The 13,328-nt window shown below is 34.1% G+C and carries 9 protein-coding genes and 2 pseudogenes; 8 read left to right on the top strand and 3 right to left on the bottom strand.

Annotated elements, in window-relative coordinates:
* From BA053_RS07840 to BA053_RS02485, 5 genes and pseudogenes are all read left to right on the top strand, one after another.
* Positions 1–194, top strand: a pseudogene (locus tag BA053_RS07840) (phytanoyl-CoA dioxygenase family protein); the annotation flags it as partial.
* Positions 195–1,988, top strand: a complete 1,794-nt coding sequence (locus BA053_RS02500; RefSeq protein WP_065094356.1) for an ABC transporter ATP-binding protein — start codon at positions 195–197, stop codon at positions 1,986–1,988.
* Complete coding sequence (locus BA053_RS02495; RefSeq protein WP_065106716.1) at positions 1,972–3,021, top strand: threonine aldolase family protein; 1,050 nt, start codon at positions 1,972–1,974, stop codon at positions 3,019–3,021. The genes BA053_RS02500 and BA053_RS02495 overlap by 17 nt, the downstream gene beginning before the upstream one ends.
* Positions 3,018–4,061 (top strand): threonine aldolase family protein, encoded by a 1,044-nt coding sequence (locus BA053_RS02490; RefSeq protein ID WP_065094357.1) that lies wholly within the window; start codon positions 3,018–3,020, stop codon positions 4,059–4,061. The genes BA053_RS02495 and BA053_RS02490 overlap by 4 nt, the downstream gene beginning before the upstream one ends.
* Before the next feature lie 140 nt (positions 4,062–4,201).
* Positions 4,202–5,347: an MFS transporter gene (locus BA053_RS02485; RefSeq protein WP_065094358.1), complete on the top strand. Its 1,146-nt coding sequence runs from the start codon at positions 4,202–4,204 to the stop codon at positions 5,345–5,347.
* Between the two features lie 17 nt (positions 5,348–5,364).
* Here the strand turns inward: BA053_RS02485 and BA053_RS02480 are convergent, their stop codons facing one another.
* Together BA053_RS02480 and BA053_RS02475 are read right to left on the bottom strand one after the other, a co-directional pair.
* Positions 5,365–6,672 (bottom strand): UDP-glucose dehydrogenase family protein, encoded by a 1,308-nt coding sequence (locus tag BA053_RS02480; RefSeq protein ID WP_065094359.1) that lies wholly within the window; start codon positions 6,670–6,672, stop codon positions 5,365–5,367.
* 47 nt (positions 6,673–6,719) lie between these two features.
* Positions 6,720–7,625 (bottom strand): DMT family transporter, encoded by a 906-nt coding sequence (locus tag BA053_RS02475; protein WP_065094360.1) that lies wholly within the window; start codon positions 7,623–7,625, stop codon positions 6,720–6,722.
* 409 nt (positions 7,626–8,034) lie between these two features.
* On the opposite strand from BA053_RS02475, the gene BA053_RS02470 reads away from it, so the two are divergent.
* The 3 genes from BA053_RS02470 (at position 8,035) to BA053_RS02460 (ending at position 12,345) form a co-directional block, all read left to right on the top strand.
* Positions 8,035–9,507 carry a hypothetical protein gene (locus BA053_RS02470; RefSeq protein WP_065094361.1) on the top strand — a complete coding sequence of 491 codons (1,473 nt, stop codon included), beginning with the start codon at positions 8,035–8,037 and terminating at the stop codon, positions 9,505–9,507.
* An 8-nt stretch (positions 9,508–9,515) separates the two neighbouring features.
* Positions 9,516–11,612 carry a hypothetical protein gene (locus BA053_RS02465; protein ID WP_065094362.1) on the top strand — a complete coding sequence of 699 codons (2,097 nt, stop codon included), beginning with the start codon at positions 9,516–9,518 and terminating at the stop codon, positions 11,610–11,612.
* Between the two features lie 472 nt (positions 11,613–12,084).
* Complete coding sequence (locus tag BA053_RS02460) at positions 12,085–12,345, top strand: DUF6444 domain-containing protein (protein WP_065094363.1); 261 nt, start codon at positions 12,085–12,087, stop codon at positions 12,343–12,345.
* Here BA053_RS02460 and BA053_RS06660 read toward each other — a convergent pair.
* Positions 12,340–13,184: pseudogene (locus tag BA053_RS06660) on the bottom strand (IS630 family transposase). The gene BA053_RS02460 and the pseudogene BA053_RS06660 sit on opposite strands and share 6 nt — an antisense overlap.
* Positions 13,185–13,328: the final 144 nt, after the last annotated feature.

The raw sequence follows: 13,328 nt of genomic DNA, 5'->3' as shown, positions 1-13,328 counted from the left end.
CAGACACAACTACAAATATTTCTGAGATCGACACTACTGAGACTAAGCAAGATTTATATAAGCTACTTATTCTAAATAGAGCATCAGCACTACATGATGCTGGAGACATTTCAGGAAAAATATACAAAAATTTATGGTTTTCACTACTTGTATTTCTCAATAAAAAAGTCAACGTAGTGGAGCTAGCATTATAAATGAACAGAGGTAGAGTTGATAGCTTCAAATGTGTATTGATGTTCATCTTGAATATAGTATCTAAATTCAAGCTTAATGTACTTATAATGTTTTTAGTTGCCCTGGTGGTAGCTGTTGATTTGTCTTTTAGAAAGTATTTAGTAAAAAATATTCTAGATACAGCTGTAAAATATCAGGAAGGTAATGTAATTGAAAATCTTTTATTACCTGTAAGCGCTTATCTTGGTATGGCATTACTTATCACTACTGCTTTTAGATTCTATGGCTATTTTGTTGACATTCGAATGTTTACCTTAATGCGTCAAAAGATAGCTGATATATCTTTTTGTAGGCTACTCCAACAAGACCATTCCTATTATCAGAACAATTTATCTGGAAGCTTAGTACATAAGGTCAGTAACTTAATGGATAGTGTGATAGAGTTAATAAGATTGCTTATAGATTGTTTTTTCGGTTACAGCATAGCATTAGTCTTAGCTATTTATACCTTATCATTAGTAAACATAAAATTTGCAATCGCTACATTCACTTGGGTAAACATTTTTATTTTAGTCTCGATTTTCAGCTTTCGTGTACTTACTGAATTAGCTGATAATTACTCTAAACAAAATTCACAAGTAATAGCTAGTATAGCAGATAGTATTTTAAATGTTATATCAGTAAGGTTATTTTCTCAGCAAGCACATGAGAGACACAAATTTTTTCAAATATGCAAGAAAAGAACTATTGCAGAGAGAAAATTACAATGGGCATACTTTTGGCTTTGGTTTATATATGGCTATTCATTTGATATACTCCAAGCAGTAAACTTGTACTTTTTAATTCATGATTATCAATTGAACAAGATCGCAATAGGAGATATTGCTCTTGTACTTGGAATTAATATATCAATTATAGAGTTTCTTAACCATCTAACTAGGAATCTTACACAATTTTCTACTCATTTTGGCAAAGTTTCAGATGCATTGCCAATCTTGACTACTGTACCAGAAATTCAAGATAAGGAAAATGCTAAAGAATTAAATTTATTAAGTGGAAGAATAACGTTTAATAATGTTTCTTTTTCTTATGAAGGTCAGGAGCCATTATTTCAAGATTTTTCAGTTACCATTAATCCTTGCGAAAAGGTAGGTCTAGTTGGTTATTCTGGAGGTGGTAAATCTACTTTTATAAACTTAATTCTAAGGCTATTTGATGTTAAAAAAGGTAATATACAGATTGATAATCAAATAGTATCAGAAGTTACACAGAGTTCTTTGAGGCAACAAATATCTGTAATACCTCAAGACCCATTGTTATTTCATAATACTATTTTAGCAAACATCATATATGGTAGACTTCAATCTACTATCGAAGAAATAATGAGAGCTGCAAAGCTAGCTGGTATTCACGATTTCATTATGACTCTACCAGATCAATATGGAACTACAGTTGGAGAAAAAGGCATCAAGCTATCTGGAGGAGAAAGACAAAGAATAATAATAGCAAGGGCATTTTTAAAAAACGCTCCAATATTATTTCTCGATGAACCAACTAGTCAGTTAGATTCTATAACAGAAAAAACAATTCAAATGAGTTTATTTAAACTGATGCAAAATAAAACTACGATTACTATAGCACACCGTATTTCTACACTTTTACACATGGACCGAATTATAGTATTTAACAAAGGAAAAATTGTCCAAGATGGTAAACACGCTGAACTAGTTTCTAAGCAAGGTCTTTACAAGGAACTTTGGAATGCTCAAATTGGTTGTTTGAATGTCGAAAAAGAAGATGGAAAAAATTATTGATCTGAGAAGTGACACTACAACTCTGCAGAGCTCCAACATTATAAATGCAATAAGTAATTCAACTGTTGGAGATTTTGCTTATGGTGAAGACAAAAGCTGTAATGACTTATCAGAATATTGCAAACAATTATTCAAAGTAGAAGAAGCATTATTTGTAACCAGCGGTATGCTTGCAAATAGATTAGCCATTGCCAGTCAAACAAGTCCTGGTGATGAACTAATAACTCATTATAATTATCACGTTAATTTTTTCGATAGCGCAGGCAATGCAAAAGTAAATAATATCGTATTTAATTGTATTAGAAATAATAGCGGAATCTTAGATGTTGATGAAGTAGAATATGCTATTAATTCTAAGCCGAGGTATAAAATTTTTGCTCAGGTGAGTCTTGTTTCTATAGAAAATAGTATAAATGGGTTTAATGGTAAAATTTATCCTTTTGAAAAACAAGTCGAGTTATATCACTTTTTAAAAGCTCACAATGTAAATCTTCATTTAGACGGTGCGAGAATATTTAATGCTCATATCGAAACAAATATTGCTTTAGCAGATTATGCTAAATATGTGGATACAATGAGCTTTTCTTTTACTAAAGGACTTGGCGCTCCTTTTGGTTCAATGCTTATGGGTAAAAGAGAGATAATTGAAAGGGCTAAAAAGCTACAGGTTTGGCTAGGTAGTGGTTATCATCAGATAGGGTATTGTGCTAATGCAGCAAAATACGTACTACAGAATAATATCTCTAGGCTTAAAGAAGATAATAAGCTCGCTAAATTGTTTGCAGATAAGATTAAAGAAATTCCACACATAAAACTGGTACTACCTTATCCAGAAACTAATATAGTAAGCTTTAGTATAAAAGCACTAAATGTAACTAATGAGGTTTTCTTGAGTAAGTGCCAAGCTTATGGTTTATTGCTTTTTCCTTGGATCGAGTCTCATATAAGAGCAGTTACCCATCTTGGCACAAAGGAAACAGACATCATGAAAGCTGCTGAAATTATAAAGGAGGTTGTGTTAAATTTAATATGAGAATAAAAATAGATTTCTTTAGCGATTCAAACACTGACCCTTCAGCTAAAATGAGGGAAGCGATGGCTAAAGCAAAAGTTGGAAACGAAGCTGCATGTGAAGATCCAACTGTGAACGAATTAGTGGCAACCGCATGTAAAATATTAGGTAAACCTGCAGGAATCTTTTTGATTTCAGGAACGATGTCCAATGTAATTGCTTATAAAGTACACATTCAAAGACCTGGTGATTACTTGCTGCTTGATGAAACTTCACATCCGCTTATAGTACAATCTGGCTTGATCGCAGCCCAGGCACATGCCACTCCTTTGCCCATCAAAGGTACGAGAGGAATATTTACTGGAGAACAAATTGTTGAGTTTATTACTCGTCCTAGTTTAAGAAATATTCCGAGAGTTGGGCTTGTTTCTATCGAACAAACGACAAATTTTGGAGGTGGAGCTGTGTGGCCTTTAGAATATATTCAAGAGATCTCAAGTCTTTGTAAAGAGAATGACGTATTCACTCATTTAGATGGAGCAAGACTGTTCAACGCTTGTGCTCATACTAAAATATCTCCAAAGGAGTATGCAAGTTATTTTGATTCGGTATTCATTGATTTTAGTAAAGGATTAGGTGCTCCAATGGGCGCAATATTGCTTGGAAGTGAAGAGTTTATTGAAAAAGCTTGGTACTATAAGTTTCAAATTGGCGGAGGTATGCACCAAGCTGGCATTATTTCAGCTGCATGTTTATATGCTCTACATAATAATGTAAATTCTTTAGAAGAAGATCATAAAAAAATGCAGCACCTTATAGAAGGCCTAGACTCCATAGATCAAGTTATAATTGATATCGACCTGTATAAAACTAATATAGCGTATTTTTCATTACGTACTAATTGTATATCTACTCAAGAATTAATAAACGTACTAATGACAAATTATGGAATTAGAATGGCTAACATCAAAGGTAAAATCAGAGCTATAACACATAGAGATATAAGCTATGAAGATATTAATGCTACTGTATCTGCTATAAGAAAGATACTAAGTAAGTAATTTTCTGCACTAATTGTTTGCAAACTTCTTGTCAAACAATATTATACCAATATAGTATTATGCTAGCATCTGCATAGAGCTATTTGGGAATAGGTGTGAACTTTGTCTTCTTTCAATATTTACTATTCTTCTGTGGATATATGCTGCTTTATTTATCAAGACAAAGTATACCAATTGCTCTACCACTGTTAATAGATACTGACCATGTAAAATTAAGCTATTTTTTTGCCTGCTTTTCTTTTTTTTATGGAGTATCAAAATTTGTTAATGGAATAATCATGGACTCCAAAAATAATCCATTATTTATGTTTGGGCTATGCAATATTGCAACTGGATTATTAACCATTGGTATAACTTTATCATATAATAATCTAACTTTATTACTGTTAACATTAATATTATTAGCTTGGACACAAGGGTTAGGTTGGCCAGCTATTACCAAGTTTATGGTTACAAACTCTAGCATCTCTTCAATTGCATCATCATGGGGAGTTATGAGCGCATCTCAGCAACTTGGTTCTTGTATTACTTTAATTGTATTACCAAGTATAATAAAAATGTATGATGCAAAGAGTGCATTTTTGTACTCTGGTCTCTTATGCTTACTTTTTGGAATTTATATAATATTAAAAGCATATTACAAAGAAATTGCCAACTTTACTACCTATTATAAGGTGCATAAATCTCAAATAGGTATCAAGGTAACAAGTTCCATATGGTTTCTATGTTGTGCTACTTTTTGTGCTTATATTATAAAAATGGGAATCTTCTTTTGGTTTCCTATAATTTTAAGGGATAAATTACAAATTTCTCTTGTACAATCCTCACTAATAACAGGTGTATATGATTTAGGTGGAATCCTTGGAACTTTAATCACAGGAAGAATTAGTGATATGTACTTCTTTCAAAATAGAAGCTTGCTGGCATTATTTTACATGTTGGGTATAGCACTCACTTTTATTGCAATGAACTTTGGTCAAAACATAATTCTTATGAACCTTGGTGCAATCTTATCAGGATTCTTTATATTTGGAGTGCAAGTACTGACAGGTGTTATAGCTGTAGAAATTGCTCCACAAAATAATGTATGTGCAATTGTAAGCTTAACAGGATTATTTGGGTATATTGCAAGTTCAATATTTTCATGCGTGCTCTTAGGAGTACTTGTTAAGCACTGTGGTAACAGTATTATGTTTTCATTTTTTTCCATTTGCTCTGTTGTTGCACTCGTTTGCTTTTCCATACTATCAAGCAAAGATCTTAAAAAACTAAGTAAAGCGGTGTAAAAAAAATTTCTCAACAGTTAAACTTTGTAGATAGATTTTTTACCCAAGGAATAAACATGGTAACCATATCTTAGTAACAGCTCGCTATCTAATAAATTACGGAAATCAAAAACATTAGGTGCAGCCATAATACTCTTTAAACTTGCAAAATCTTGATTTTTAAATTCTTTCCACTCCGTTAACAATAACAAGGCTTCCGCGTCCCTTGCAGCCCCTATAGCATTGTCCGCGTACTCTATATCCTTTAGAACTTGCCTAGCATTATCCATCCCCATTGGGTCATATGCAGTAATTTTAGCCTTGTTATTCACTAACAATTGTGCAATATCTATAGCTGGGCTATTTCTTACATCATCAGTACCAGACTTAAAAGTTAGCCCCCATATTGCTATTTTTTTATTTTGGACTCCATTTAATAGATATTCTACCTTTTTAGCAATGTTTGTTATATGATTATAGTTAGATTCCTTAACTGAATTTAAAATTTGTAGCTTAACATTGTGGTCTTCAGCAAGCCTTATTAAAGCTGACAAATCTTTAGGAAAACATGATCCTCCAAATCCTGGACCAGCTTTGAGAAATTCCTTACCTATTCTATGGTCCATTCCCATACTGTTAGCTAAAAGGTCAATGTCTGCTCCTAATAGCTCACATAAACCTGCCATCTCATTGATAAAAGCAACCTTTGTTGCTAGAAAAGCATTAGAAGCATATTTAATCATTTCAGCAGTAACTGTATCAGTGACTATTAACGGAATATTCTTATCTATAAATGGTCTATATATAACTTCTAGTTTTGCCCTAGCTAGCTTAGTTTTTACTCCTATTATTATCCTATCTGGGTATAAAAAATCTGATACTGCAGAGCCTTGCTTGAAAAACTCTGGATTCACCCCCAAATCAAAGTTATAGCCCTTATTAGATAAATAATTATGTATATTTTCTGCAGTACCAGGAGGAACAGTTGACTTTATCACTATTAAGCAATCTTGATTAACTCTCTCAGAAACTTCACTTACTGCATTATATACATTCTTTAAATTTGCATTTCCTAGGGAGTCTGATGGAGTATCTACAGTTATAAATACTACTTCTGTATTGGGATTTATTTGAAAATACGAATCGAAAAATCTTATCCTTTGTGACTTTATATTATTCTCTAAATAATCTGCTAATCCAGGTTCATATAGAGGAATTTTCCCTGATTTCAAAAGTTCAATCTTCTCAGTATTTATGTCAATGCAATCAACTTTATGGCCCTGCTCCGATAACATTGTACCAGATACTAAGCCTACATACCCTACTCCTATAATAGTTATGTGCATTTTATTATCACCTTAAAAATATAGCTTAGCATCTAAAATAAATACCATTAACAATGAGAGTCATAAACTTTTGTTGTTACATTATTTTGCTTAATTGCCTTACTTTCCGAATAAATTATAAATAAGGTTGAAGATATTAATATCAAAGTACCATATAAAGCACTTTTATCAGGTAATTCATTAAATATAACGTATGTTACTATTGCAGAAATTATTAGCTCTATGTACCTATAAGGTGCAAGTGCAGTAGCATCAGTAAGAGTAAAAGCTTTTAAGATAAAGAGCAAAATTAGATTTGAATTAATTCCCAGAATCAGCAGTAATACTAATTCCAACAAGGAAGGCATATGCCAATAAAATAACAAAGGTGGAGTAGAAAAAATAGTTGTCGTTAGAGCTGAATAAAATAACATACTTATTACTGACTCTTTTATCACAAGTTTCTTATTAAGTATGTCTAATATAGCAAAGATTAATGCAGATACAATAAAAATAAGAATTTTAGGATTAAAGTCTTCACTATGAGCTTTGATAGTAATAGCAATACCAACAAAACCAATAATAGTTACTATCCATCTTTGCCAAATTATATTTTCGTTTAGTAAAGGGATTGCAAGAAGTATAACAAATAATGGTATAGAAAAACTTATAATCGTTGCAGTTACTATGGGGAAAGTACTCAATCCATAGGTCCATAAGACCGTTCCACAAAACAATAATGCACCTCTAGTTATTTGAATAGATATTTGACTTGTTTTAAAAGCTTCTATTCCATAGTAAAACATAAAAGGTACAAGGGTAATAGTGGTAAACAGAAAGCGGAAAAAAATTATTTCAAAACTCTGAAGATGTAAACTTAGATATTTTGATATAGTATCATTAGCTACACTACTAAATAAGCTAAGTATAAACCAGATAACCCCAAACAAATAAGCTCTCAGTCTATAATCCATAAAGCTTCTGATTTAATAGATATGATGTACTCATATAATTTTACTACAAAACTAATAATATAAAAGTTTTCTGATGTATGGTCCCAGAATGTGATCGTGAGGGTTAATTATAAATAATTCGGGAAATTTCGTCTCTGTAGACATATTAAGAACTACGTAACGAATGTTTATATTTGTGAGTAATAGTAAGGTTCAAGGTAAGGAAAATGCTAGTGAGGTAAAGTAGAATAACGTTGATTTGATAATTTAAGCTCATCTTCCCTCTTGCTACATCTCTCTTTATATCTCCTCTTTTGCAGCAGGTCTATACTTACTGCTTAAATTTAGGTGCACACTAATTTTTCGATTTGTATATTATTCTAATGCTTGTATAATACCTTCATTGAATATTTGATTTTGAGGTAATTAGATGCCAAAAAGTAAAACTAAACGTGGAACGGAAGATTTGAAGGGTAATGCAGGCCCAAGCAAAAGATCTCGTCTCAGTTCTGATTCTGAAGAAGATAAAGAGATTATCTCTAGCAAAGTAATAAGTAAGCTGAAGGATGTTGTTAAAGGTGATAGAACTTCAGCTATTGAGGAATGGGTCAAGGCTCACCCTGTAACAGTAGAGGGTCTAACCGTTGAGCAATCGGACCTCTTATGTAATGCGTTTCGTGATGAATCTTGTTGGTCAGGTATAGAGTTAAATCCTGCTAGATTGGTGAAAGAGTTGGCCAGGTTAGATATATTGGATCCTTTTGCTATCTATGAAATAGCATGTATTGAATGTGTGAAGAGTGAAATTAGGCAACTATTCAACAAGATGTTGGAGTCTTTTAAGCTTGATTTATGTCATAAAGGCGCGAGTAAGGAGAATCGGGAGTTGGCTGCCAACGACAAACTTGCAAGAGTTGAACTGTTGCGCTTTGTAGAGAAGGATGACCATGTATTCAGTTTCTGGATTGATGAAAAATCAGGTGACCTCAAAGAAAATATAGAAGCAGAAGATGGATTTAATAAGGCTGTAGATTTCAAGTGGAGTAAGGGAGTGGAACACTTCTATAATCTTCTATGTTCTGAAAAAAAATTAGGGAAAGAAGGGCGAGAAAAGTTGCTAGTTTCTGCTATTGCAAAATTATCTCCATTTCAATCTGGCTATAAACTTGCTGCTACCTTAAATTCCCTTCTAGGTAAAGTCATAAGCGCGAAAGTAGATCATAAGTCACTGCTCGGGCTACCGAATAAGAAAGATAGGGGTGTTATCTATCGTCCTCTTAGTTGCTTAGTAGAGCACGGTTTTCTTTGCACAACTAAGTATGTTATCCAGTACTTGAGCGAGGGATGTTCAAGATCTGAAGTAGAGAAAATGCTTTCACCTAGAGGATATGCACATCTTCTCTCATCGCTTTCATTTGTTGTAGTTTCTAAAGATTATGACTTGGATAACAGGAATGAAGCAAGGTCAGCTATTAGCAGTCTTTGGAGATCTAGCGTATTTAACCAAAATAAAATAAATGTTGTTGATTCTTTTAAAGATAGGATTGCTTTTGTTGCAATGGAAAATGCAATTTCAAATTTGATTGTAGATCAGGAGAACAGCAAGAATACTCAAAGTGCTGGCGATGGTGAAAAAGTTGATTTGGTCTTGAGTATTTTAAAGTTTGCTAAAGATTGTTGTTCAGACAAAAGCTTTAAATCATTAAAAGAGAGGATAGCAAATAGTTTAGATAAAACAAGGAATTCTAAGATGATAGATGCAACTAGCTCCTGCAATTTAATAGAAGAGTTGTGTAAGTCGGCAAGAAATTTGAATTTATCCTCTGCTAGCACTGAAGTTCCTCAATCCACGTTAGCAGGCACTAGTGTTAGTGGTTCGCCTGTTGTAGTTATTAACAAGTAGGAGTGTTTATGCATGGTAATGATGAAGATGATGAATTAGTTAGGGATTTATTAAATGGAAATTGTACTGAGTTCAGTGGGAAGTTTGAGGATTTTTTAAACAATTGTCCATCTTTTTTGCATTCTGCTAATAAGCACGGCTTTTTTCCTGCATTCTTCTTTGGCATGTTTGCTACTGCACATGATTCTAGTATTGCAGATCCAAATGATGAAAGAATTTATTTTCGTTTTGACGGTTGTGGAAATCTGAAAGTTGCAGTTCTTACTAATGAAGAAGATAGAAGAATAGTAAGGTGTTATACTATTGCTGATAATGAGAACAGCCCTGGGTCAAGGTTTAGTGCAGAAGAGAAGCAGCAGGTAGAAGAAAATCTTCCACAAGAATTACAGGAAGATGAGGATCTGGACTGGGAAGAGTATAAAATATTTCGATTTGGAGAGGAATGTAGGCATTTTGATGAAGGACACAGTTTCCCTCAACGTGATGAATATGAAGCACCAGTTTTTCACGAAATTAACCCAATCAGAGCACCAGGTGAATTGTTAGACCTGATGAATGAGTTGGCAAATGATAACGCAGGAGAAGTGCGTACTAATGTTAAAAGGATTTTGCAATACATTGTTGATATACATGATGAACATGAAGGTAGCTTAGTGTTCGGTGCAGAGTCTGATTACCACGGTTTTCTGTGTGGTTTTTTAGTAAATTTTAGATACCGGTCTGTGGCTGGTGTCTACCCAGAGCTACTCATAGGAAAAGGTTATGCAGATGTTGTTTTGCTTGTTCGTGGTGTTGATCAGGCAAATGATTCAGTTCCAGTTATAATTGAGTTGAAGGTTGGTGATGAGGAAGGGTTAGAACAAGCTAAAGATTATGCTAAAAGTTGTTCTGTTTCGTCTTTGCCTATTCATACCTCATCACCAAGTGCTGTTTGTGTAGCGTTAAATTTTCAATTGCGTGGAGGTGATGGTCTACGAACTTCTGTGCAGGCCTTTTCAGAAGGTGGTCTTTCCTTAATACCGGGGTTACTACATCCTCATGGAAATGAAGTTATTGGGAGTGTAAAACGTTTTTCACAACCCATAGAATCAGAGTTCACTCAATCACCTCATTGTGACACTTTTTCCTGTATGTCATCGTTTTTCTTGGGAAATGTTTTGTCCACAGCCGATCTTTTAAGAGTAGCTGGTAGACGAAGGGTAGTAACGGTTGACAAGTATCTATTTAACTGCTCTCAAAGAGAGAGAATGAGACGTATAGGTGGTAGGGGAAATGCAGCAGAAATTGTAAGGCATACGTTAACTCTAGCTCTATTTGTATCAAGTATTGGTTTTGTTGTGCTTCACATTTTTCGTCATTTGAAGTGGCAGACTTTGCCAGATAAGGCATTGGACCTATCGTTACTACCTCAAGCCACAGGTGATGCTAAGGTACGTGAGGTGCTTTGTAAGGTGGATGCCCAGAATCATCTACAAGTGGTTTCTGCAAGGAAGTTTAAATCACTACGTGCTTACTCACGTTCTCATAGAGAAGGTTATTTTGAGGGTAGGTTCTCAGAACAAATGGGTAACGTTAGGAACTTACATCAATTTGCAGATGAATTGATGAGTGCTGCGCCTAATTTTGGTAATGATGGTAATGTGAATGGTGAGTACAGGGCTAGGTATGAAGTTTTATTTAACGAGATTTCTCGTCTGTTGTCTCCGTTATTAAATGGAAACCGTCTACTCGTGAACAATGAAGCTAAATTTCAGGCTTTGTTGCGTGGGATATTTCAAAGTTGCGGTAATCCTGCCAAGGTAATTATTGAGTTCCAGCTACAGAGAGGAAGGAAAATAGACCTAATATTATCAAAATCTGCGGAAAATGATGATACTCATCCAATTGGAATAGAGTTGAAGTATGCTAACACCGCAGAGCAAGTTGAACGAAAAAGGGTGGAGGCAAATCGACAGTTAAGTGAATACGAATTTTGTGGAGGATGCAAGCGTATTACTGGGGAAGATGCGATGGTTTTGTTATACGCTATATTGAATGCTATAGGACAAGAGCAGGATCTGATATTGATTGGTGGGCTTCGTAGAGCATCTGGGTTTTCTAGATGACTTGTAACTAATAAAAGTACCAAAGATAAGGTTGTTTATGGGTAAAATTATGCATTAAGCTAGAGTGCGTTTGAGTAAGGTTGGAGAAAAAGTAAGGTCTTTTAGCAAGAAAATTTGATTTATGTTTTCTTAAGTTAAAGTTAACCTGATGAAGTTTGTACAATTTATTGTTGGAGTTTTTTGTTCTATTTTTACTGTAAGTTCAATCTGCTCTATCTTTGGTCTTTTTTTCTTAGTTTTGCAGCAAGTCTAATATTTTTACTACTTAATGGAATAACTTGCAGAAAGTGGAGATATAATGCTAAGGCAGAGGAGCTCAGACAGTTGCCTTAAAACAATAAAGAAATAGTAAAGGCAAAAAGATACCTTGCATAGTTCGAAAGCTTTTCTAGTAACCGTTCACGATATAAGAAAGTAGTTTACAAAAATGGTATAGTGGTATAGAGAAGATAAGCTAGATAGAGAGGGTTTAATGATAGAAGTGCTGCAAGAGAAGATTGTGGTGTTAGAGTCAGAAAATGCCGATCTGAAAGCAGAGATAGAAAATCTTAGAAAGGAAGTAATAGAGTTACAAGACAAGCTGGGTTTAAATTCAAAAAATTTATCTCTACCACCATCACAAGATGTAAAAAAACAAAAAAGAAGAGTAACAGGAATCCAGGAAGGCAACCAGGACATGAAGCGCACAAGCGAGAGTTATAGCCCTTTCCATAATAGTCCAAAAAAGTCATAAGAAGGAAGAATCAACAGCATGATGAAAAGATGTGAATAGAGGAATGTTTTTCCTAATTCTGTTTTTTATAGCAAACCAATGATGCTCAATTTTGTTAAAATCGGGAGAATAAGGCGGTAGATATAAAATTTCTGCACCAACTCCTTTAGCAAGTTCAGTAATCTTATTAGACTTATGAAAAGTAGCATTATCAAGGATAACAGTTTGTCCAGGTTCCAAAATCGGTGTCAGGAACTGCTCAAACCATTTATTAAAGATATTCATATTGTAGTGGCCTTCAAAGGTTACCGGAGCAACTATCTTTCTTCCACTTAAGCATGCTGATTCGTTGAGTTTTCTTGCCAGATTTTAGGGCATAAAACCGCTGTCCCTTCTGGCAATATCCATAAGGGTAGTCTTCAGTGTTATCAATGCCAGACTCATCTATATACACTAATTCTTTAGGTTCTTTTGTCGCTATAACCTTTGCAAATTGAGCTCCTCATTTCTTTCTTTGTACCCGTAGGTCTTTTTTTTCTTGTGAATCCTATATTTTTAAGTGCTCGATGAATTGTTTGTCTACTAATATTGCCCCAAAGCTTAGCCATCTCTGACTGAGTTTTGCTACCTTGTTCATTTGCAAATTCGGCAAATGCATTCCAGTCGGTAATTTTATGGTTATAGCCCACGCTTCCAGGCTTTTTTGACTGAAAATCTCCCGTTTTCTCACGTCTTTTCTTCCACTCATATAAAGTTGTTTTTCCGATCTTAAATCTCTTGGCAACAGTTTCTCCACTCTCTCCTTCATCCAACGCTTCCATTACCTTTTTCCTTAAGTCATAACTATATGCTACTGGCATCCTTACCTTCACTACTATAAATCCATATCTTACTCTTTTTGGACTATTATGGGAAGGGCTATAAGAGGTTGTCCACAAACCAGTAAATCAAGCATATTCCCTACTTAACATAACTTTACTCATAGCCAGATATATGAAACTTTC

Origin of the sequence: Wolbachia endosymbiont of Nomada ferruginata (assembly GCF_001675785.1) — a bacterium.
In the GTDB taxonomy this organism is placed as follows: Bacteria; Pseudomonadota; Alphaproteobacteria; order Rickettsiales; family Anaplasmataceae; genus Wolbachia; species Wolbachia pipientis.
The sequence above is the reverse complement of the archived record's forward strand: the minus strand, read 5'-3'. Positions and strand labels throughout refer to the sequence as shown.

Coding starts and splice junctions, on each gene's coding strand:
- BA053_RS02460 (WP_065094363.1), top strand. CDS start 12,085: ATGATAGAAGTGCTGCAAGAGAAGATTGTGGTGTTAGAGTCAGAAAAT.
- BA053_RS02485 (WP_065094358.1), top strand. CDS start 4,202: ATGCTGCTTTATTTATCAAGACAAAGTATACCAATTGCTCTACCACTG.
- BA053_RS02465 (WP_065094362.1), top strand. CDS start 9,516: ATGCATGGTAATGATGAAGATGATGAATTAGTTAGGGATTTATTAAAT.
- BA053_RS02470 (WP_065094361.1), top strand. CDS start 8,035: ATGCCAAAAAGTAAAACTAAACGTGGAACGGAAGATTTGAAGGGTAAT.
- BA053_RS02500 (WP_065094356.1), top strand. CDS start 195: ATGAACAGAGGTAGAGTTGATAGCTTCAAATGTGTATTGATGTTCATC.
- BA053_RS02495 (WP_065106716.1), top strand. CDS start 1,972: ATGGAAAAAATTATTGATCTGAGAAGTGACACTACAACTCTGCAGAGC.
- BA053_RS02475 (WP_065094360.1), bottom strand. CDS start 7,625: ATGGATTATAGACTGAGAGCTTATTTGTTTGGGGTTATCTGGTTTATA.
- BA053_RS02490 (WP_065094357.1), top strand. CDS start 3,018: ATGAGAATAAAAATAGATTTCTTTAGCGATTCAAACACTGACCCTTCA.
- BA053_RS02480 (WP_065094359.1), bottom strand. CDS start 6,672: ATGCACATAACTATTATAGGAGTAGGGTATGTAGGCTTAGTATCTGGT.